The sequence below is a fragment of the Streptomyces sp. NPDC045287 genome (assembly GCF_056432325.1).
Window position 1 is genome coordinate 711,647 of sequence record NZ_JBWKJG010000001.1, and the last position, 20,516, is coordinate 732,162.

Annotated in this window: 17 protein-coding genes; 9 read left to right on the forward strand and 8 right to left on the reverse strand. The window is 75.2% G+C overall.

Annotated features, from left to right (window positions below; all coding sequences use genetic code 11):
* Positions 1 to 122: 122 nt before the first annotated feature.
* The 3 genes from thiE (at position 123) to AC07D6_RS03150 (ending at position 2,776) form a co-directional block, all read left to right on the forward strand.
* The gene (gene thiE, locus AC07D6_RS03140) at positions 123 to 800 is read left to right on the forward strand and encodes a thiamine phosphate synthase (RefSeq protein WP_479041465.1); all 678 of its coding nucleotides are present in this window, start codon (positions 123 to 125) and stop codon (positions 798 to 800) included.
* Between the two features lie 149 nt (positions 801 to 949).
* Positions 950 to 1,864: a methylenetetrahydrofolate reductase [NAD(P)H] gene (gene metF / locus AC07D6_RS03145; protein WP_315879641.1), complete on the forward strand. Its 915-nt coding sequence runs from the start codon at positions 950 to 952 to the stop codon at positions 1,862 to 1,864.
* Between the two features lie 51 nt (positions 1,865 to 1,915).
* Entirely contained in the window at positions 1,916 to 2,776 is an 861-nt protein-coding gene (locus AC07D6_RS03150; protein ID WP_315879642.1) for a hypothetical protein, read from the forward strand.
* A 97-nt stretch (positions 2,777 to 2,873) separates the two neighbouring features.
* On the opposite strand, the gene AC07D6_RS03155 is transcribed toward AC07D6_RS03150, so the two are convergent.
* The 4 genes from AC07D6_RS03155 to AC07D6_RS03170 form a co-directional block, all read right to left on the reverse strand.
* Positions 2,874 to 4,388: a phytoene desaturase family protein gene (locus AC07D6_RS03155; RefSeq protein ID WP_479041468.1), complete on the reverse strand. Its 1,515-nt coding sequence runs from the start codon at positions 4,386 to 4,388 to the stop codon at positions 2,874 to 2,876.
* A 373-nt stretch (positions 4,389 to 4,761) separates the two neighbouring features.
* The gene (locus tag AC07D6_RS03160; protein WP_315876609.1) at positions 4,762 to 5,370 is read right to left on the reverse strand and encodes a TetR/AcrR family transcriptional regulator; all 609 of its coding nucleotides are present in this window, start codon (positions 5,368 to 5,370) and stop codon (positions 4,762 to 4,764) included.
* A 37-nt stretch (positions 5,371 to 5,407) separates the two neighbouring features.
* A complete protein-coding gene (locus AC07D6_RS03165) occupies positions 5,408 to 7,495 on the reverse strand; it encodes a YhgE/Pip family protein (protein ID WP_479041471.1) in 2,088 nt (695 codons plus the stop codon).
* Positions 7,467 to 8,501 carry an ATP-binding cassette domain-containing protein gene (locus tag AC07D6_RS03170; protein ID WP_479041473.1) on the reverse strand — a complete coding sequence of 345 codons (1,035 nt, stop codon included), beginning with the start codon at positions 8,499 to 8,501 and terminating at the stop codon, positions 7,467 to 7,469. Before AC07D6_RS03170 ends, AC07D6_RS03165 begins: the two co-directional genes overlap by 29 nt.
* 159 nt (positions 8,502 to 8,660) lie before the next feature.
* Between AC07D6_RS03170 and AC07D6_RS03175 the strand changes: the two genes are divergently transcribed.
* From AC07D6_RS03175 to AC07D6_RS03185, 3 genes are all read left to right on the forward strand, one after another.
* Positions 8,661 to 9,128: an SAV_6107 family HEPN domain-containing protein gene (locus AC07D6_RS03175; RefSeq protein WP_479041475.1), complete on the forward strand. Its 468-nt coding sequence runs from the start codon at positions 8,661 to 8,663 to the stop codon at positions 9,126 to 9,128.
* 23 nt (positions 9,129 to 9,151) lie between these two features.
* Positions 9,152 to 9,910: a methyltransferase gene (locus AC07D6_RS03180; protein ID WP_315876603.1), complete on the forward strand. Its 759-nt coding sequence runs from the start codon at positions 9,152 to 9,154 to the stop codon at positions 9,908 to 9,910.
* Between the two features lie 266 nt (positions 9,911 to 10,176).
* Positions 10,177 to 10,569: a DUF3040 domain-containing protein gene (locus AC07D6_RS03185; RefSeq protein WP_315876601.1), complete on the forward strand. Its 393-nt coding sequence runs from the start codon at positions 10,177 to 10,179 to the stop codon at positions 10,567 to 10,569.
* Between the two features lie 462 nt (positions 10,570 to 11,031).
* On the opposite strand, the gene AC07D6_RS03190 is transcribed toward AC07D6_RS03185, so the two are convergent.
* From AC07D6_RS03190 to AC07D6_RS03205, 4 genes are all read right to left on the reverse strand, one after another.
* Positions 11,032 to 13,389, reverse strand: a complete 2,358-nt coding sequence (locus AC07D6_RS03190; protein ID WP_479041478.1) for a transglutaminase TgpA family protein — start codon at positions 13,387 to 13,389, stop codon at positions 11,032 to 11,034.
* Positions 13,386 to 14,726, reverse strand: coding sequence for a DUF58 domain-containing protein (locus AC07D6_RS03195; protein WP_479041480.1), 1,341 nt, complete (start codon positions 14,724 to 14,726; stop codon positions 13,386 to 13,388). The genes AC07D6_RS03190 and AC07D6_RS03195 overlap by 4 nt, the downstream gene beginning before the upstream one ends.
* Positions 14,726 to 15,751: an AAA family ATPase gene (locus AC07D6_RS03200; RefSeq protein WP_479041482.1), complete on the reverse strand. Its 1,026-nt coding sequence runs from the start codon at positions 15,749 to 15,751 to the stop codon at positions 14,726 to 14,728. The genes AC07D6_RS03195 and AC07D6_RS03200 overlap by 1 nt, the downstream gene beginning before the upstream one ends.
* 261 nt (positions 15,752 to 16,012) lie before the next feature.
* Positions 16,013 to 16,546: a beta-class carbonic anhydrase gene (locus AC07D6_RS03205; RefSeq protein ID WP_479041484.1), complete on the reverse strand. Its 534-nt coding sequence runs from the start codon at positions 16,544 to 16,546 to the stop codon at positions 16,013 to 16,015.
* 412 nt (positions 16,547 to 16,958) lie between these two features.
* On the opposite strand from AC07D6_RS03205, the gene rsmH reads away from it, so the two are divergent.
* From rsmH to AC07D6_RS03220, 3 genes are read left to right on the forward strand one after another with little or no spacing between them, the layout of a single operon-like run.
* Positions 16,959 to 17,948: a 16S rRNA (cytosine(1402)-N(4))-methyltransferase RsmH gene (rsmH, locus tag AC07D6_RS03210; protein ID WP_479041486.1), complete on the forward strand. Its 990-nt coding sequence runs from the start codon at positions 16,959 to 16,961 to the stop codon at positions 17,946 to 17,948.
* Complete coding sequence (gene ftsL / locus AC07D6_RS03215; protein WP_479041488.1) at positions 17,945 to 18,487, forward strand: cell division protein FtsL; 543 nt, start codon at positions 17,945 to 17,947, stop codon at positions 18,485 to 18,487. Before rsmH ends, ftsL begins: the two co-directional genes overlap by 4 nt.
* Positions 18,488 to 18,490: 3 nt before the next feature.
* Complete coding sequence (locus AC07D6_RS03220) at positions 18,491 to 20,503, forward strand: peptidoglycan D,D-transpeptidase FtsI family protein (RefSeq protein WP_479041490.1); 2,013 nt, start codon at positions 18,491 to 18,493, stop codon at positions 20,501 to 20,503.
* The last annotated feature ends 13 nt before the right edge of the window (positions 20,504 to 20,516 follow it).

Here is a 20,516-nt window from a genome sequence, read left to right on the forward strand (position 1 = left end):
CCCCGCGCTACCCCCCCCCCCTCCCTCGCGGGGCACTCCGCGGCCTAGCACGTCCCGCCGCGCCACAGGGCCACCGGGCCCCCCCCCCCCCCGCCGCCGCACCGACCCGGGGGGAACACCTCATGTCCACCAGCACCCGCGCGGCCCTGTCCGACGCGAGGCTGTACCTGTGCACGGACGCCCGCAAGCGCCAGGGCGACCTCCCGGAGTTCCTCGACGCGGTCCTCGCCGCCGGGGTCGACATCGTGCAGTTGCGCGACAAGGGCATGGAGGCCGGCGAGGAGCTGGAGCACCTCGCCGTGTTCGCCGACGCCTGCCGCCGGCACGGCAAGCTGCTGGCCGTGAACGACCGGGCCGACGTGGCGCACGCCGCCGCCTCCGACGTCCTGCACCTCGGCCAGGGCGACCTGCCGGTCCCGGCCGCCCGCGCGATCCTCGGCGACGGGGTGCTGATAGGCCGGTCCACCCACGCGGAGGCGGAGGTCGACGCGGCCGTCGCCGAGCCCGGCGTGGACTACTTCTGCACGGGCCCCTGCTGGCCCACGCCCACCAAGCCGGGACGGCACGCGCCGGGCCTCGGCCTCGTGCGGTACGCGGCCTCCCTCGGCCAGGACCGCCCCTGGTTCGCGATCGGCGGCATCGACGCGGGCAACCTCGACGAGGTCCTGGACGCCGGCGCCCGCCGCGTCGTCGTCGTCCGCGCCGTCACCGAGGCGGACGACCCGGCCGCCGCCGCGGCCGACCTGGCCCGCCGGATACGCGAGCGCGCCGCCGACGCGCCCCCCGTGGCGGCCGGGTGACCCGGTCCCGCCGGGGGCCGGGACGGCGGTGCCCGCGCCCGGGGGTCCTGAGCCCGGTTCCGTCCGCCCCGTGGACAAGATTCCGGCAAAAGACATGAAACCCGCTGCTCTGGTTGGGTGACCCCTCTTCGGGTGGCTAACCTGCCCGTATGGCCCTTGGCACCCCCTCCACCAGGTCGGATCGCGCGCGTACGGTGCGCGATCTGCTCGCGAACGGCACCACGTACTCCTTCGAGTTCTGGGCGCCCAAGACCGAGAAGGGCGAGCGGAACCTCTGGAACGCGCTGCGCCGGGTGGAGGCGGTGGCCCCGAGCTTCGTCTCCGTGACGTACGGGGCCGGCGGGTCCACCCGTGCCGGGACCGTCAAGGCCACCGAGCAGATCGCCTCCGACACGACGCTCACGCCGGTCGCCCACCTGACGGCCGTGGACCACTCGGTCGCCGAACTGCGCAACATGGTGGGCCAGTTCGCCGACGCCGGCATCCGCAACATCCTCGCCCTGCGCGGCGACCCGCCCGGTGACCCGATGGGCGAGTGGGTCCCGCACCCGCAGGGGCTGCACTACGCGGCCGACCTCGTCCGGCTGATCAAGGAGGCCGGTGACTTCTGCGTGGGCGTCGCCGCCTTCCCCGAGATGCACCCCCGGTCCCCCGACTGGGACACGGACGTCCGCCACTTCGTCGACAAGTGCCGGGCCGGCGCCGACTACGCGATCACGCAGATGTTCTTCGACCCCGAGAGCTACCTGCGCCTGCGCGACCGGCTCGCCGCCGCGGGCTGCGACACGCCGATCATCCCCGAGGTCATGCCGGTCACGGCCGTCCGGCAACTGGACCGGCTGCCGCAGTTGAGCAACGCGCGTTTCCCCGCGGCCGTCGAAGAGCGGATCCTCGCGGTCAAGGACGACGCCGCCGCTGTACGCTCCTTGGGCATCGAGTTCGCGACGGAGTTCTGTGCGCGGCTGCTGTCCGAAGGCGTGCCCGGACTGCACTTCATCACGCTGAACAACTCCACGGCGACACTCGAGATCTACGAGAATCTCGGACTGCACCCGCAGTCCTGACCGGCCGTACCCGTCACGTCCCGAGGCGGCGGCCGAAGGAGAGGGGCGGGCATGGACTGGAGCTGGTGGACGGTCCTCTACATCGCGTTCGGCGTCGTCGCGCTCTGGCTTCTCGGCGAGGTGCTCCTGCAGTACAAGGCGCGGCTGCGCTGGCGCCTGCTGGCCTTCTTCGGCTTCCTCGGCGTCGTCGCCGGCGTCGTCGTGTCGTCGATCGTCCTGATCATCGCCGGTGCCGCGGCCTTCGGCGTCGGCCAGACCTGCGTCACGCTGTCGTTCCTGCGCGGCTTCTCCACCGGGTGGGCGCTCGGCGGCAGGCCCGGCGCCAGCCGCCGCCGCAGGACCGCCGGGCAGCCGCAGGACCGCGGCCCCGCCCTGGAGGTCACCGAGCTCGCGTACGACGAGCCGCAGGCCCCGCCGGTGCCGGGCGCCCCGCCCGTCCACGAGCCGCTGCCGCTGCCCGACGACACCGGCGGCTACGGGATCTACGGCACGGACGGCGCGTACGGCACGGACGACACGCACGGCACGGAGGGGACGGACGGCCTGCGGCAGCCCGCCGCCCCCGGCCCGTCCGCCGCGGGCCACCCGGACGCGTACGGCGACCACCCGGTGTACGACCCGGGCGCGTACGCCCCCGTCCACGACCACGGTGCGGGCGGCCAGGAGCAGTACGCCGTCTACGCGGACCCGTACGCCGGAACGGCCACCGCCGCCCAGCCGCACGACGCCCACGACGCGTACGGGCAGCCGTACGCCGCCGACCCCTACGCGCAGCAGTACGCCACGGACACCCCGCCCGGCGGCGTGTGGGTGCCGCCCCAGCGGGACGGGTCGCAGCAGTTCCCGCCGCCCCCGCAGGAGCCCCCCTCCCCGTACGGCTACGACCAGGACGGCCGGCGGCACCACTACTGAGCCGCCGGGGCCCGGCCCCGCCCCCTCCCGACGGCCGACGGCCGACGGCTGACGGTCAACGACCGGCGGGCGGGGCGGGCGGGGCCGCCGCGGCCGGCTACCGCGAGCCGCGGAAGTCCGCGCCCTCCACGATCAGCCCCGCGACCAGCGCCCCCGACATCCCGGCGTGCGCCAGCCCGCCGCCCGGGTGGGACCAGCCGCCGGCGAAGTACAGGCCCGGCAGCGGCGCGGGGTTGGCCGCCGGCAGGTGGGCGCCGCCCCCGCCCGCCAGTGCGGGGCCGGGCACGCGCCGGCTGCCGGTCTCCTCCCCGGTGTGGACCGGCGTGCGGACCTCGCGCCACAGCAGCCGCTCCCGAAGCCCCGGCACCGCCGCCCCGGCCGCCTCCACCATCCGGTCCGCGAACGCCTCCACGGCCTCCGCCGCGCCCCACGGGTCGCCCGGCGCCCGCGGGTCGTCGCCCGCCGGGACCGTCGCCGTCACCGTGACCGCCTCGTGGTCGCCGTCCGGCCGCAGCTCCGCGTCACCGGGCCGCAGCACCACCACGGTCGGCCGCTCGCACGGCGGCCCGCCGCCCGCGAGGGCCGCCCGCTCCCCGGCCGGATCCGCGGAGTGCACCACCGTGCGGTGCGCCGCGCCCTCCTCCCGCGCGCCGCGCAGCGCCAGGCACACGGTCACCCGCCCCGTCGCCACCCCGGTCTGGAAGCGCGGCCACGCGTCCTGCCGCTCCCAGGCCACCACGTGGTCCCGGTACAGCGCCGGCACGGGCGCCCCCGCGACCACGTGGTCGGCGTCCACGACCCTCCCGTCCGCCAGCTCCACCCCGGCGGCGCGCCCGTCCTCCTCCACCACGCCGGTCACCCCGGCGCCGAAGACGAACTCGACCCGCCGCGCGAGGCACCGCTCGTACACCGCGTCCGCCAGCGCCCGCAGGCCGCCGCGCACGTACCAGGTGCCGAAGGTCTGCTCCATGTACGGCAGGACCGCCGCCGACGGGGGAGCGGTCGCCGGGTCCAGGCCGTACGCCAGCGCGTACCCCTCCAGCAGCGCGGCCAGCCGCGCGTCCCCCAGCTCCCGGCGGCCCACCTCGGCGAGGTTCGCCGCGGTCCGGCGCAGCAGTCCCGTCCTCGGCGCCGGGTACGGGTCGCGGGAGAACGGCGCCACGTCGGCCGGGAGCGGCTCCTCCAGCAGCGGTCGCCGCGAGCGGTCCCACGCGTCGCGCGCCCGGTTCAGGAACGCCGCCCACCGTTCGCCCGCGCCCCGCCCGAGGGCGTCGTCCAGGGCCGCGACGACCCCGGCCCGCGACGCGTTCGGCAGCGACACGGCCGTGCCGTCCGCGAAGACGTGCCGGCTCGCCGGGTCGACCTGCGTCAGCTCGACGCACCGCTCCAGCGGCTCCTTGCCGGTCTTGACGAACAGGTCCCGGTAGACGGCGGGCAGGTGCAGCAGCCCGGGACCGGTGTCGAAGCCGAAGCCGTCCCGCGCGAACCGGCGCACCGCGCCGCCGTACGTCCCCGTCCGCTCGTACACCGTCACCCGGTGGCCCGCCACAGCCAACCGGGCGGCCGCCGCCATGGCGCCCATCCCGGCGCCGATCACCGCAATCCGTGCCATGCCGGGGACTCTATAGGCCCTGCCGCAGGTCCCTGCCGAGAGCCCCGGCCGCGCCGGTCGGCGCCGGTCGCGCCGCTCGCGCCGGGGAGCGGGGCCGCCGCGCGCGGGTCCTGAGTACGGGTACTCAGGGCTCCGGATGAGTAGGCGCGCGGATGGGCCGGGGACCGCCGGGGCGGAAGAGTGGGGGCCACGGAAGGGGCGCGGCGCGGGCACCGCCGACACGGGGCTGCGGAACCGGCGTCGCGCACCCGTCCGGACGGGGGGATCGGGGGCCGGCGCGCCGGTCCGGTGGGGCTCGGGGGGATCGAGCCCCACCGGACCGGCGCTTCGCGTCACTCCGCGGGGGCCTTCGTCCCGGAACCCCGGCGCGCGGTCAGCGACCGCTCACCCGCCCGTGCAGCAGCCGCGACAGGGCGGCGTGCACGTCGTCGATGGACCGCTCCCGCTGGAACGCCTGCCAGTCGAGCGCCGCCACCAGCACCATGCCGACGAGCGCCGCCGCCGTCAGTGGGATGTCGATGTCCTCGCTCAGCTCACCGCCCGCGACGGCGTCCCGCAGCACGGTCTCGACGACCGCGACCGCCTCCTGCCGCACCACCAGGAGGGTCGACTGCCACGCCCGGTTGGTGCGCCACAGCTCGGCCACGTACAACTGGGTGAAGGCCGGGTACCGGTCGATGAAGACCAGGCCCGCCCGGATCATCGCGTCCAGCGCCTCGACCCGCGTCCCGCCGCGCGCCGCCGTCTCGTCGGCGGCGGCGCGCAGCGAGGCGGTGAGCAGTCCGACGCCGTGCCGCAGCAACTCCTCGAACAGCTCGGTCTTGCTCTTGAAGTTGTAGTAGACCGTGCCCTTGGCCACCCCGGCCCGCTCCGCGATCTCGTCGACGGTCGTCGCCGAGAAGCCCTGTTCCGCGATGAGGGTGACGGCCGCCTCGTACAGCTTGGTACGGGTGGCCTGCCGTCGGGTGCTCTGGGTGTCCATGGCGTCGATTCTCACAGGTCCCGGCCGCCCGTCCGGCCTACAGGCTCAGCTCGGGGTGCAGACGGTCGAACGTCCACACCTGCTTGCGGCGGGCCGACAGGGCCGTCAGCGCGAGCGCGCCCGCCGTGAACGCGGCCAGGACCGCGCACGCCTGCCACACGGGGCCCGCGGGGCCGCCCGTGATGAGCCGGCGCAGCGCCTCGACGACGTGGGTCATCGGCAGGTACGGGTGGACCGCGTTGAAGAAGCCCGGGCTGGTCTCCACGGGGTACGTGCCGCCCGCCGAGGTCAACTGGAGCATGAGCAGCGCCAGGACGAGGATGCGCCCCGCCGCCCCGAACCGGGCGTTCAACCACTGGATGATCGCGGCGAAGCAGCAGGTCACCAGGGCCAGGAAGCCCAGGGTCCCGGCGGCGCGCGCCATCTCCAGGCCGAGTCCCCAGTGCAGTACCGCCATCAGCGCCGCCACCTGCACGAGGCCGATCGCGGCGACGGGCAGCCAGCCGGCGAACGCGATCCGCCAGGCGGAGGCGCCCGCGGCCAGGGCCCGCCGGTTCATCGGCTGGATCAGCATGTACGCCACCATGGCACCCACCCACAGGGACAGCGGGATGAAGTACGGCGCGAAGCCCGTGCCGTAGTTGGACGCCTCGTGCAGCGACTGGGAGGCGAGTCGGACCGGGTCGGCCATGACCTCGGTACGACGGTCGCGGTCCCGCTCGTCGTAGTCGGGGATCCGCCCGACGCCCTCGTCGAGGCCGCTGGCGAGTTCGGTGGAGCCGTCGGCCAGCTTGAACAGGCCGCCGTCCAGGTCGTTGGCGCCCTTCTTGATCCGGCCGAGGCCGGAGTCGATGCCGACGGCGCCGTCCCTGCTCTTGGTGACGCCCCGGTGGAGTTCGGCCATCCCCTTGGCGACGCGCTGCGCGCCGCTGTTCAGCTCGTTGATCCGGGCGATCGCGTAGTCGACGTCCTGGCTGAGGGTCGGCGCGCGCCTGCCGAGGGCCTCCGCCTTCCGCTGGAGATCGGCGAGTTGGGCGTCCAGCCTCTTGAGGTCGCCGCCGCTGTCCTGCGCCAGCGCGTGCACGTCGTCCGCGACGGTCGCCACGTCGGCGGCGGCCACCTTGGCCTTCTTCAGCTCGGCGCACAGCTCGGCGTCGGCGGCCGGGGTGCCCTCGCACCGCTCGGTGTGCAGCGCGGCGAGCCCGTCGGCCGCCTTGTGCGCCCCGGCGCGGGCGGCGGGGCCGTGCCGGACGATGCCGTCCAGGCTGTCGCGGGCCGCCCGGGAGGTGTCCGCGACGAGCCGGGCCGCGTCACCGATCTGCTTGCCGTTGTCCCGCAGGTACGGGCGGACCTTCGGCGCGACGCCGTTGACCCGGTCGGCGAGCTGCCGGGTGCCGTCGGCGACCTCGCGGGTGCCGCTCTCCAGCCGTCCGGCGGCGGAGTCGATCTTCTTGAGGCCGGAGGCGAGGTCGGCGGTGCCGTCCTTGGCCTTCGCCAGGTTGTCCGCGAGGCTCCTGGCGCCCTTCTTCGCCTCGCCGACGCCGTCCTTGAGGTCGTTGGCGCCCTTGGCGGCCTTCTCCGTCGCGTCGTGGATGTCGGAGAACGAGATGAAGATCTTGTCGAGGAACGAGCGGGACGACTTCGTCGACGCGGCGGTCCGCACCTCGGAGAACACGGTCCGCGAGATCTGGCCGACGATGTAGTTGTTGGCGTCGTTCGTCCGCACCTGGAGCGCGCCGGTCTCCGGGGCGTCGCCGGAGCTGGAGGCGACGCGGGCGCTGAAGTCCTCGGGCATGGTCAGCGACAGGTAGTACCTGCCGTCCTCGACGCCGTCGCGGGCCTCGGCGTCGCTCACCTCGTGCCAGTCGAAGACGGCGCTGTCCCGCAGGCCCTCGGTGATGTCGTCGCCGGCGTTGACCTCCTTGCCGTCGGCGGTGGTGCCCCTGTCCTCGTTGACGAGCGCGACGGGTATCCGGTCGAGCCTGCCGTACGGGTCCCAGAACGACCACAGGTACAGCGCGCCGTACAGCAGCGGCAGCAGCAGGATCGCGACCAGCGCGGCCCGCGGCAGCTTCCCCCGCCCGAACCGCTTCAGCTCAAGCGCGGCCAGTCTCGGCGAACGCATCGGCCGCCCCCTCCTCGTCGTCGATGTCGTCACCGGGGCCCTCGCCGCTCCGCGCGGCGCCGTCCCCGTCCTCCCGGGCGTCCCCGTCCTCCCGGGCGCCCGCGCCCCGGCGGGCCTCCCCGGCCGCGCGCCCGGCGGAGCCTTCGGACGGGGTGCCGGCCGCCGCGGCGGCCGGGCCCGTCGTACGAATGACCACGTCCGGCTCGTCCGTCGTACGAGTGACCACGTCCGGCTCGTCCGTCGTACGAGTGACCACGTCCGGTTCGTCCGTCGTGCGGATCACCACGTCCGCCTCGTCCGGGACCTCCGTGCAGACCGCCAGCACCGTGACGCCGCCGTCGGCGACACGGCGGAGCATCGACCAGGCGGCCGCCTTCTCGGCGCCGTCCAGCTTCAGGTCCGTGTCGTCCACCGCGAGCAGCCGGGGCCCGCCCAGCAGGGCGAGCGCGACGGACAGGCGCAGGGCCTCCAGCCGCTCCAGGTCCCGCACCGAGGTCCGCTCGCCCTTGGGCAGCGCCTCCGGGTCCAGCCCGGCCGCCTCCAGGGCGGCCTCCACCCGGCGCCGGTTCTCGGCCGCCCGCCCGGAGCGCGGTCGCAGCAGGGCCAGCGGGGGACCGCCGAACCGGCGGCGCAGCAGCGCGGCCTCCCGCAGGTGCTCCGCGACGGTGAACGCCGGGTCCAGCTCGCTCACCCCCGGTACGTGCGCGAGGGCGCTGAACCGCCGTACGGCGGCCATCCTGCGCGGCAGGCGCGCCCCGCCCACCTCGGCGTACCCCTCACCCGGGCGCATCCGGCCGGTCAGGGCGAGCAGCAGGCACGTACGGCCGGACCCGGAAGGCCCCGCCACGGCGACGAGGCTGCCGGGCGCGGCCTTCGCGTCCACCCCCCGGAACGCCCAGCCGCGCGGGCCCTTCAGGCCGAACCCCTCCGCCCTGACGGCGGCTCCCGGCCGCGCCGGGGGCGCCTTCGTCCCCGTGGAACCGGTCTCGTCGTCCGCGCTCTCCACGAACCTCCCCCAACCTTTTTGAACTGACCAGTCAGTTCAAAAGCTACAGGCGGCCGGCGGACGAAGCAAAACCGCAGGTCACCCGGGGATGTCAGTGGCGGCTTGCACGATGGGAACCAGACGGCCGAAGCGCCGTCACACGACGACAGGAGGTCCGTCATGGCGAGCGACGTCCATCCCGTGCCGCGCCGCTCATCGGCACCGCCCGCCGCCCTCGACCTGCTCGCCCAGGCACACGCCGGCCTGACCGAGGCGACCACCCTCGACGACCCCAACGAGCGGTATGCGACGGCCCACCTGGCCGCCCTCCGCACCGCCGCCGCCGTCCTGGCCGTGCGCGGTCGCCCGGAGCCCCCGCGGCGCGGCCGGCGCGGGATCCGCACGGCCTGGGAGATCCTGACCGAGACCGCGCCCGAGCTGGCCGAATGGAGCGCCCTGTTCGCCGCGGGCGCCACCCGCAGGGCCCGCGCCGAGGCGGGCATACGCGGCGCCGCCACCGCGCGGGACGCCGACGACCTGGTCCGCGACGTCGCGATGTTCCTGCGCCTGGTGGAGCGGCTGCTCGCGCTGCGGCCGGCGGCGCGGCCGAGGACGGCCCCCGAGGCCATAGGCTGGGACCGTTCGTAACAGTCAGCGAGGAGTCAACCGCCGTGCCCGACCCGCAGCGCCCCCGTGCCTCCCTTCGTACCGCCGTGGTGTGGGACGTCCTCCAGGGGGCCCTCGACCGCAGGGCCGAAGCGACCGGCAAGGAAAGCCTCGACGTCCTCGACACGGGCGGCGGCAGCGGCAACTTCGCGGTGCCCGTCGCCCGCCTCGGCCACCGCGTGACCGTGGTCGACCCCAGCCCCAACGCCCTGTTCGCCCTGGAGCGCCGCATCGCGGAGGCGGGCGTCGCCGACCGCGTCCACGGCGTCCAGGGGGACATCCACGACCTGTTCGACGTCGTCGGGCGCGGCGGCTTCGACGCGGTGCTCTGCCACGGGGTCCTGGAGTACGTCGACGACCCCGCCGAGGGCGTGCGCCACGCCGTCGAGGCCCTGCGCCCCGGGGGCGTGCTCAGCCTGCTCGCGGCCGGCCTCGGCGGCGCCGTCCTGGCGCGGGCCCTCGCCGGCCACTTCAACCAGGCGCTCCGCGCGCTGACCGACCCGGCGGGCCACTGGGGCGAGGGCGACGCGGTACCGCGCCGCTTCACCGCCGAGCAGCTCACCGGGGCCGTCGAGGCGGCCGGCGTGAAGATCGGCGCGGTGCACGGCGTGCGCGTCTTCGCCGACCTCGTCCCCGGCGTCCTCGTCGACACGGAACCCGGCGCCATCGACGCCCTCAACAGGCTGGAGGCCGCCGCCGCCGAGCTGCCCGCGTTCCACTCGGTGGCGTCGCAACTGCACGTGCTGGGCGAAAAGCGCGGCTGACCCGGCGAAGGGGTCTGAACAGCGCCGCAGCGGCAGATGGAGTACGCCACAGCCGCCCCGATCGCGCCGGGATCCCCGTATGATCGAAGGACACCATCCGGCATGACGGTTCGGACGACGGGGAATCAAGGCCTCACCGGCTGAACCGGCATGGCGGTCCGATCGGCGAATTGGCACTGAGGGCGGGTTTCACGGGGACGATTCCCTGCCTATCCTGAAAGGGCCGCATACCGGTCGCCCCCGCGACCGACGATGAGGAGGACTCCGTGCCGCTCTCGGAGCACGAGCAGCGAATGCTCGAGCAGATGGAGCGAGCGCTGTACGCCGAAGATCCCAAGTTCGCGACAGCGCTCGAGGGAAGCGGGCTGCGTACGTACACCCGACGACGGGTCTACCAGGCGGTCGCTGGATTCCTGGTGGGTATCGCGCTCCTCATGGCCGGAATGGTCGCCCAGCAGATCTGGATCAGCGTGGTGGGCTTCCTCGTCATGCTCGGCTGCGCGGTCCTGGCCGTCACCGGCTGGCGCAAGGCCCCCAAGCCCGGGGAGCAGCCCGCCCCCGGAGGCGCGCCCCACGGCAGGGCGAACCGCCAGCGCCGCTCGATGATGGACCGCATCGAACAGCGCTGGCAGCGCCGGCGCGACGAACAGGGCCACTGACCCACACCGCGACGGAGGGGTGACCGCACAGGCGGTCACCCCTCCGTCGCGTACGTCCTCGTCCTCCCGCGCCGGCCGGTGACGGCCTCTCGCACGCCGCCCCGGGGCGGACCCCCGTCACGCCGCCCGGGGACGAACCCCCGGCACGCCGCCCGGGGACGGGCGCCTGCTACGGCGCCTGGGGGGACGGGCGCCCCGCCACGGCACCCGGGGACGGACGCGCCCGCCCCGCCACGCCGCCCGGGAACGGACCCCCGTCACAGCGCCCGGGAACAGATCCCCGCCACGCCGCCCGGGTGGACCGCGGCCCCAGGCGGTGCATCCCCGGAACCGCCCTGGCCGCCGGGCTCGGCCGCGGGGTGCCGGGCGTCACCGGGGCGGCGCACCCCCCGGAACCGCCCTGGTCCTGCCGCCGGGACGCGGCGTCCACGAGGACCCCGTGGACGCCGGCCCGGAACCGCCCTAGCCCTGCTGCCGGGACGGCCGTCGCAGCAGTGCGCCCCAACGGGCCGCCACCGCCGCCCGGCGCCGCGACAGCGCCCACGCCACCCGCGCCGCCGACCGCGGCGCGAGCAGCGCCCGCAGGCGCACCCCGCGCCCGCTGGCCGCCACGATCCCGGCACGCACCCGCGCGGCGTCCCGCGCCAGACCGTCCACGGGCCGCGGCGCCGGCGCGTAGAGGGCCTCCTCCACGGCGCCCGCGATCCGGTGCACCGCCTCCGCCGCGGCACCCTCCAGCGGGCCCGTGCGCACCAACCGCTCCGCCGTCCGGCGCGGGGTCAGCGACTCGTCCGGCGGGATGCCGTGGTCCCAGGCCGTGTCCACGACCTCCTCCCACACCGCCAGCGGCTGCCCGCCGCGCAGCCGTCGCGCCCGCGCCCGCCGCCGCCACAGCATCGGCGTCAACGGCAGCGCGACGACCGCCGCGACCCCGGCCGCGGCCAGCAGCACCGGCCCGAGCGCCACGCCCGCGTCCGCCGGCGGTTCGGCGCCCTGGGGCGCCGGCCCCGCGCAGCCCTCCGGCCCGGCCATCTGCGGGGCGCAGCTGTCCTGCGGGGACGGCTCCGCCGAGGGGACCGCCGACGGGCGCGCCGTGGGCTCCGCCGCCCCCGGCTCCTCACCGGCCGGCGTCTCGGGGAACGCGTAGTCCGGGATCGAGCCCCGCGACGGCGTCGGCTCGAAGCGGGTCCAGCCCACGCCCTCGAAGTACAGCTCCGGCCACGCGTGCGCGTCCTTGATGCTCACCGACACGGTGCCCCCGCCCGCGGGCGTGCCCGGCATGAAGCCGACGGCGACCCGGGCCGGCACGTTCAGCGTGCGGGCCATCGCCGCCATCGCGAAGGAGAAGTGGACGCAGAAGCCCTCCTTGTCCTTCAGGAACCGGGAGATCGCCGTGACCCCCGTCCCCGACGAGACCGTCGTGTCGTACGTGAAGCCGCCCTTCGAAGCGAACCAGTCCTGCAGCCGGACCGCCCGCTCGTAGTCGTTCTCCGCGCCCGCCGTCACCTGGAGCGCCGTGGCCTTCACGTCGCGCGGCAGCGAGTCCGGTACGCGCGTGTACTCCCGCAGCAGCGCGCCCGGCGCCGCCGGCGCCGCGGCCAACTGCTCCGGCGTCGGCCGCACCACCAGGCTGTTCACCGAGTACTGGGCGCCGCTCGTCGTCTGCCCGTCGTCACCGACGACCATCCGCCCGACCGGCTCGTACCGCCAGCGCCCCTCGATCTCCACGTCGGTCGCCGGGTACGGCATCGGCAGCCACTTCTGCTCGTACGAGCCGGCCGCCGAGACGTTCGTGCTGATCTCCGTCGTGCCGGTCCGCTCGCTCAGCCCGGTCGGCCGGGGCAGCCGCTCCGGCACGTCCTCCACGCCGCGCACGGACGTCCGCCACGACGTGCCGTCGAACTGGTCCAGCGACACCAGCCGCAGGTACAGCCCTGAGCCGTCCGGCGCGTTCGTCCGGTACCGCAGGACCTCCCGGTCCTCCTGCTGGTTGAGGTTCTCCTTGAGCGACACGAGCGGGTTCACCGCGGAGATCGTGCCGCCGCCCTCGCCCTCGCCGGTACCGCCGGAGCCCAGCAGACCGCCGTCCAGCGACGGCAACACGCCCGGGACGACCAGCGCGATGCCCAGCGCCAGCGCACCGATCCGCCGCCCCGTGCGCAGCGGGGCGGGCGCCGACCCGTCCGGGGACCCGAACGCGGCCGGGCCGCCCGGCCGGGCCCTGGGCCCGCCGAACACCCGGCCCCACTGGGCGAGCCGGTCACGGCCCTCCGCCAGCAGCAGCACCAGGTACCCGGCCGCCGCGACCAGGAACCACAGCCAGTCCGCCCCGCCGCCCGAGAGCCCGGCCGCGACCGAGTACAGCGCCAGCAGCGGGAGCCCCGCCGGGGCCGCGCTGCGGAACGTCACCGCGAGGGCGTCCACCGCCAGGCCGATCAGCAGCACCCCGCCGACCAGCATCAGCCGGATCCCGTCCGTCGCCGGAGCGGGCGGCGCGTACTGCCCCACGTCCTGGACGCCCGCCTCCAGCAGCGCGCCGAACCGGCGGAACACCCCGGGGGACGGCAGCACCCCGGCCACCGCCTGCTCCCGCGCGAAGACCACTGTCAGCAGCACGAGGCCCACCGCGACCTGGGAGGCCACCGTCAGCGGACGCGCCACCGGCACCCGCCGCGCGACCGCGCCCACCCCGGTCACCACCGCCAGCAGCAGCGCCGCCTGGACGATCCAGCCGACCTCGCCCACCAGCGGCAGCAGCGAGCACGCCGCCGCGACCGTGGCGATCAGGGCACACACCGCCAGGCGCCCGCCACCGCTCATGACCAACCCCCCGAGAACCCCGTCGTACCACCGCCGGCGACCGCGCCCGCGCCCCGCGCGGCGTGCCGCCACAGCGCGGCGAGCGAGTCGCCCGGCCGCACCGGCACAGCCGACCAGCCCGCCTCCTGGAGGCGCCGCACCGCGTCCGGCGCCCCGCCGCCCGCGCCGTCGCCGCCGTCCCGGACGAACGCGACCGCGGCGCCGCTGCGCCGCCGCATCCGGCCCGCCAACTCCGCCTGCTCCTCGTCCAGCTCGCCGAAGAACGCGATCAGCAGCCCCTCGCCCCCGGCGCGCAGCACGTCGTGGGCGGGGGCCAGGCCGGTCTCCTCCGAGTGGTCGACGACCGCGAGGGCGTCCATCATCAGGCCCGCCGTGTCCGCCGCCCCGTGGCCCGGCGCGACGTACCCGTCCGAGCCGTCACCGGACAGCGTGTCCCCGGTGTCCGTCAGGAGCCGCACCGCGTAGCCGCGCTCCAGCAGGTGCGTCACCGCCGACGCCGCGCCCGACACCGCCCACTCGAACGACGAGTCGGGCCCGCCGCCCTCGTACGCCTCCGCGCGCGTGTCCAGCAGGACGGTGCAGCGGGCCTGCTGCGGCTGCTCCTCGCGCCGCACCATCAGCTCGCCGTACCGCGCCGTGGACCGCCAGTGCACCCGGCGCAGATCGTCGCCGTACCGGTACTCGCGGGGGATGATGTCGTCCTCGCCGACCTGGGCCAGCGCGCGGTGCCGCCCGTCGCCGTAGCCCGGGGCCTCGCCGGCGAGCCGGACGGCCGGCAGCGGCTCCGTCCGCGGAACGACCGTCAGCAGGTCGTACGCGCTGAACGAACGCGTCAGTTCGCACATCCCGAACGGGTCGCTCAGCCGTAGCTGGAGCGGGCCCAGCGGGTACCGCCCGCGCAGGTCCGACCGGACCCGGTACGACACCTCCCGCTTGCCGCCCGGCTCCACCCGGTCGAGCACGAACCGGGGCCGCGGCCCCAGCACGTACGGCACGTGGTCCTGGAGCATCAGCAGCCCCGTCGGCAGCCGCGACACGTTGTCCATCCGCAGCCGCACCCGCGCCTCCGCGCCCGCGGCGACCCGCTGCGGGGAGAGCCGCCGGCTGCCCGTGACCCGGTACCGCGTGCGGTACAGCACCGTCACGCACACCAGCGGCAGCGCCGCCAGCAGCAGCCCCACGCGCAGCAGGTCCGGCTGGCCCAGCACGTACGCGCACACCGCCGCCGCCACCCCGGCCGCCAGGAACGACCGGCCGCGCGTGGTCAGCCCGCCGAGGGCGCCCCGCAGCCCGCCCCGGACCGCGCCGTCCGGACCGGCGGGGCCAGCGGATGCCATCACAGCCGCCGCAGGCCGGGCCGCTGGGCGAGGAACGCCTCCCCGGCGGGCTGCTGCCGGGACGCCGCCGGCAGGGGCGTGCGCTGCAGGATGTCCATGACGACCTGCTCGGCGGTCCGCCGGTTCAGTTGCGCCTGCGCGGTCGGCAGCAGCCGGTGCGCCAGCACGGGCACGGCCAGCGCCTGCACGTCGTCGGGGAGGGCGTACTCGCGGCCGCTCAGCGCGGCGGCGGCCTTCGCGGCGCGCAGCAGGTGCAGCGTCGCGCGCGGGGACGCGCCCAGCCGCAGGTCCGGATGGGTGCGGGTCGCCCCGACCAGGTCCACCGCGTACCGCCGGACCGGGTCGGCCACGTGGACGCCCCGCACCGCGTCTATCAGCTTCACGACGTCGTGGGCGTGCGCCACCGGCTGGAGGCCGTCCAGCGGGGACACCCCACCGTGCGTGTCCAGCATCCGCAGCTCGGCCTCGGCGCTCGGGTAGCCGATCGAGACGCGCGCCATGAAGCGGTCCCGCTGGGCCTCCGGCAGCGGATACGTTCCTTCCATCTCCACCGGGTTCTGCGTGGCCACCACCATGAACGGGCTCGGCAGCTCGTACGACTGCCCGTCGACGGTGACCTGGCGTTCCTCCAGCGACTCCAGCAGCGCGGACTGCGTCTTCGGCGAGGCGCGGTTGATCTCGTCGCCGATCACGATCTGCGAGAAGATCGCGCCCGGCTTGAACTCGAACTCGCGCCGCTGCTGGTCGTACACCGACACGCCCGTGATGTCGGACGGCAGCAGGTCGGGGGTGAACTGGATCCGCCGCACCGAGCAGTCGATGGACCGCGCCAGCGCCTTCGCCAGCATCGTCTTGCCGACCCCGGGGACGTCCTCGATGAGGAGGTGCCCCTCGGCCAGCAGCACGGTCAGCGAGAGCCGTACGACCTCGGGCTTGCCCTCGATCACACCCTCCACCGACCGGCGGATCAGCTCCGCTGTGGTGGTCAGATCAGTGAGGCTCGCTCGGTCGTCATAGGTCGTCACCCGGCCCTCCTCGGCCCTTTCGGTCATGGGCCTGCGCGATGAAGGACGGCGCGGCCCACACGGAAACACGGACACCGCCCGCGGAGCGTCTCCTGCGGTCCGGAAGGGGTGCCACTCCGCATTCTTGTTGCCGTGCGGCGTGGTGTCACTCGGCTGTGGACAACTGCGGGCGATATGTCGGGGCTTCGACGGGTCGGTCCCGCCGACGACCGCCCTCGGCGGTCCCCGGCGGGTCCTCCGACAGGTCGTTCACCGGGCCGGTCAGGCCGGGTCGATCTCCCGCAGCAGGCCGGTCGTCACGTCGAAGACGAAGCCCCGCACGTCGTCGGTGTGCTGGAGGAAGGGCGAGGTGCGCACCCGCTGCATCGACTGCCGTACGTCCTGGTCGACGTCCCGGAAGGACTCCACCGCCCAGGTCGGACGCTGCCCGATTTCCTGCTCCAGCTCGTCGCGGAAGCCCTCGGTGATCTTCTCCAGACCGCAACCCGTGTGGTGCACGAGCACGACGCTGCGGGTGCCGAGCGCCCGCTGGCTGATGGTGAGCGAGCGGATCACGTCGTCCGTGACCACGCCGCCCGCGTTGCGGATCGTGTGGCAGTCGCCGAGGTGGAGGCCGAGTGCGGCGTGCAGGTCGAGGCGGGCGTCCATGCAGGCGACGACGGCCACCTTGAGCACGGGCCGCGCGTCCATGCCGGGGTCGGTGAACTGCTCGGCGTAGCGGCGGTTCGCTTCGACGAGGCGGTCGGTGACCGGCTCGCCCTGAACATCGGTGGAGAGGTGCGCGGAAGTCGACATGACTACGACGTTAGTGGCCGCGGCTCCCCGGGGCTCCCCGCGAGAGCGGACAAAGAACATCAATGAGACGTGTTGTGAGGTAGCCCACAAGAGTGATGGGCGGTGAGGGCGGACAGGGGATATGCCCCGGTTGCTCCACCTCGCGCACCCCCCGGGCGACGCGCTGGCCGGTTGATTGACCGAACGGAGGCGTGCACTAGAGTGGCGCGAAGTTCACGGAGACATTGAGCGAATTCCGAGCGATTTCCGCGGTTTCTCCTCCGCGTGTGCGGCGGCACGTACGGCTCGGCCCCTCCGCTCGCCGGTCGGCCGACGCCCTCTCCGGCGCCGGTGGCCCGGCGGTACGTACGCCGCGCCGGACCTGAGAGGGCAGATGAAAGGGCGCGATGGGGGTGCCGCCGGTACGGATCCGGTGGAGCTCCCCGACAAGGACGGCGGCGAACGGCCGGACGGGAACACCCGGCACGTCCCCGTGATGCTCCAGCGGTGCCTGGACCTGCTCGCCCCCGCGCTGGAGCGGCCCGGAGCGGTCGTCGTCGACTGCACCCTGGGCCTCGGCGGCCACAGCGAGGCCCTGCTCACCCGCTTCCCCGGGGCGCGGCTCGTCGCCCTCGACCGCGACACCGAGGCGCTGCGCCTCTCCGGTGAGCGCCTCGCCCGGTTCGGTGACCGCGCCACGCTCGTCCACGCGGTCTACGACGAGCTGCCCGCCGTGCTCGACCGGCTCGGCGTCCCGCGCGTCCAGGGCGTCCTGTTCGACCTCGGCGTCTCCTCCATGCAGCTCGACGAGGCCGATCGCGGCTTCGCCTACGCCCAGGACGCCCCGCTCGACATGCGCATGGACCAGACGGCCGGCGTCAGCGCCGCCGAGGTCCTCAACACCTACCCGCCCGGCGAACTGGTCCGCATCCTGCGCGCGTACGGCGAGGAGAAGCAGGCCAAGCGGATCGTCGCCGCCATCGTGCGGGAGCGCGAGAAGGAGCCGTTCACCCGCAGCGCCCGTCTGGTCGAGCTGATCCGCGACGCCCTGCCGCAGGCCGCCAAGCGCACCGGCGGCAACCCGGCCAAGCGGACCTTCCAGGCCCTGCGCATCGAGGTCAACGGCGAACTGGCCGTACTGGAGCGGGCCGTCCCGGCCGCCGTGAAGGCCCTCGCCGTCGGCGGGCGCATCGCCGTCCTGTCGTACCACTCGCTGGAGGACCGCCTCGTCAAACAGGTGTTCGCCGCCGGTGCCGCCACCACGGCGCCGCCCGGCCTGCCCGTCGTCCCCGAGCGGTACCAGCCGCGGCTCAAGCTCCTGACCCGGGGCGCCGAACTCCCCACCGAGGAGGAGATCGCCGAGAACCGCAGGGCCGCGCCGGCCCGGCTGCGCGGCGCGGAACGGATCAGGGAGGACGCGTGACGAAGGCGGGACCCCTGAAGGGGCGCGCGGCCCGGCTCGCCCGGTTCATGCCGTCCGGGCCGAACACCGCCGCCCGCACCCCCTTCGTCCTGCTCGTCGTCGTCCTCCTCGGCGGCGGGCTCATCGGGCTCCTGCTCCTCAACACCTCCCTCAGCCAGGGCTCCTTCAAGCTGACCGAGCTGAAGAGGAAGACCACCGAACTCACCGACGAGGAGCAGGCCCTCCAGCGGGACGTCGACGCCCGCTCCGCCCCCGACGCCCTGGAGCGCCGGGCCCGCGAGCTGGGCATGGTGCCCGGCGGCAGCCCCGTCTTCCTGGAACCGGACGGCACGGTCCGCGGCCTCCCCGGCGAGGCCGTCGCCCCCGCGCCGGACGGCAGCGCCCTCCCCGCCGCCCCCGCACCCGATGGCGGCGCCCTCCCCGGCGCCGGCCCGTCCCCGGCCGGCGCCCCGCTCCGGCAGCTCGCCCCCGCGCCGTGGGTCCCCGTCACCCCCGCCCCCACGGCCCCCCTCCCCGCCCCGACGCCCTCCGGCAGGTGAGCAGTGCCCTCCCAGGAACCTCCGCACCGCCGCGTCCCCCGGCCCTCCGACGCCCGGCGCACCCCCGGGCGCGCCCCCGGCGCCGCCCGCGCGGACCGCGCCGGCCACCCGCGCCCCGCGCCCCGTCCCGCCGCGCGCCGCCCGCGCCAGGCCCCGCCCCGCCCCGCCCCCGCGCGCCCGCTCCGCCTCGGCAGCCCCCGCCCCCGCCTCCGCCTGGTCAGCCTCGGCCTGACCCTCGTCATGCTGGTGTTCGTCGTACGGCTCCTCCAGGTCCAGGCCGTCGACGCCGCCGCGTACGCCGCCAAGGCCGAGAAGAACCGCTACCTGAGCCACAAGCTGGCCGCCGAGCGCGGCGAGATCACCGACCGCTCCGGCGTCGCCCTCGCCACCAGCGTCGACGCGTACGACATCACCGCCGACCCGAAGATGTTCACCCCGCAGGAGAGCAAGGTCCCCGACGCGCCCGAGCAGGCCGCCGCCCTCCTCGCCCCGATCCTGGGCAAGGACCCCGCCGTCCTCGTCCGCACCCTCAAGACCCCGCCGTCCCCGCGCTACGCCGTCCTCGCCCGCAAGCAGACCCCGCAGGTCTGGAACCAGATCAAGGACCTCAAGGCGCTCTTCGCCGAGAAGGCCCGCGAGGACAAGGCCAAGGGTGGCCCCGGCATCAGCGTCCTCGCCGGCGTGCTCAGCGAGAAGAGCAGCAAGCGCGTCTACCCCAACGGCTCCCTCGGCGCCGGGATACTCGGCTACGTCAACGCCGAGGGCCGCGGCGCCGGCGGCATCGAGTCGATGCTCGACGCGGAGCTCGCCGGCCGGGACGGCAAGATCACGTACGCCCACTCCGGCGGACGCCGCGTCCCCACCGCCGGCGCCCGCGAGACACCCGCCGTACCCGGCTCCGACATCGAGCTGACCATCGACCGCGACATCCAGTGGGCCGCCCAGAGGGCCATCAGCGAGCAGGTCGCCGCCTCCCGCGCCGACCGCGGCTACGTCGTCGTCCAGGACACCCGGACCGGCGAGGTCCTCGCCATGGCCAACGCCCCCGGCTTCGACCCCAACGACCTGTCCCAGGCCGACTCCGCCGCCATGGGCAACGCCGCCCTCCAGGACGCCTTCGAACCGGGCTCCACCGCCAAGGTGATGTCGATGGCCGCCGTACTGGAGGAGGGCGTCGCCACGCCGTCCACCCACGTCGTCGTCCCCAACCGGCTGCACCGCGGCGACCGCCTCTTCAAGGACGACGTCGACCACCCCACCTGGTACCTGACGCTCAACGGCGTCCTCGCCAAGTCGTCCAACATCGGCACCATCCTCGCCACCGGCCAGCTCGGCCGGGACCAGGCGGAGGCCAACCGGGTCCTCCACTCCTACCTGCGCAAGTTCGGCATCGGCAGTCCCACCGGCCTCGGCTACCCCGGGGAGACCTCCGGCATCCTCGCCCACCCGCGGGACTGGAACACCTCCCAGCAGTACACGATCCCCTTCGGCCAGGGACTGTCCGTCAACGCCGTGCAGGCCGCCTCCGTCTACTCGACCATCGCCAACGGGGGCGTCCGCGTCCAGCCCACCCTCGTCCGCGGCACCCGGGGCCCGGACGGCCGCTTCGCCCCCGCCCCCGCGCCCGATCGGACGCGTGTCGTGAGCGAGAAGACCGCCAAGACCCTCGCCGCCATGCTGGAATCGGTCGTCGACGACCAGGAGGGCACCGGCACCAAGGCCGCCATCCCCGGCTACCGCGTCGCCGGCAAGACCGGCACCGCCAACCGCGTCGACCCGCAACTCGGCCGCTACAAGGGCTACACCGCGTCCTTCGCCGGGTTCGCACCCGCCGACGCCCCCCGGCTCACCGTCTACTGCGCCATCCAGAACCCCACCCAGGGCAGCTACTTCGGCGGCCAGATCTGCGGCCCCGTCCACAAGAAGGTCATGGAGTTCGCCCTGAAGACCCTGCACATCGCGCCGACCGGAGCACCGCCCCCGCGCATGCCGGTCACCTTCACACCCGGCAGCTGAGCCGAGGGGAGTC

Bases quoted from the DNA above. Each gene is read 5' to 3' on its own strand.
- metF (WP_315879641.1), top strand. From the start codon at position 950: ATGGCCCTTGGCACCCCCTCCACCAGGTCGGATCGCGCGCGTACGGTG.
- AC07D6_RS03175 (WP_479041475.1), top strand. From the start codon at position 8,661: ATGGCGAGCGACGTCCATCCCGTGCCGCGCCGCTCATCGGCACCGCCC.
- AC07D6_RS03195 (WP_479041480.1), bottom strand. From the start codon at position 14,726: ATGGCATCCGCTGGCCCCGCCGGTCCGGACGGCGCGGTCCGGGGCGGG.
- AC07D6_RS03155 (WP_479041468.1), bottom strand. From the start codon at position 4,388: ATGGCACGGATTGCGGTGATCGGCGCCGGGATGGGCGCCATGGCGGCG.
- thiE (WP_479041465.1), top strand. From the start codon at position 123: ATGTCCACCAGCACCCGCGCGGCCCTGTCCGACGCGAGGCTGTACCTG.
- AC07D6_RS03205 (WP_479041484.1), bottom strand. From the start codon at position 16,546: ATGTCGACTTCCGCGCACCTCTCCACCGATGTTCAGGGCGAGCCGGTC.
- AC07D6_RS03160 (WP_315876609.1), bottom strand. From the start codon at position 5,370: ATGGACACCCAGAGCACCCGACGGCAGGCCACCCGTACCAAGCTGTAC.
- AC07D6_RS03190 (WP_479041478.1), bottom strand. From the start codon at position 13,389: ATGAGCGGTGGCGGGCGCCTGGCGGTGTGTGCCCTGATCGCCACGGTC.
- AC07D6_RS03150 (WP_315879642.1), top strand. From the start codon at position 1,916: ATGGACTGGAGCTGGTGGACGGTCCTCTACATCGCGTTCGGCGTCGTC.
- AC07D6_RS03165 (WP_479041471.1), bottom strand. From the start codon at position 7,495: ATGCGTTCGCCGAGACTGGCCGCGCTTGAGCTGAAGCGGTTCGGGCGG.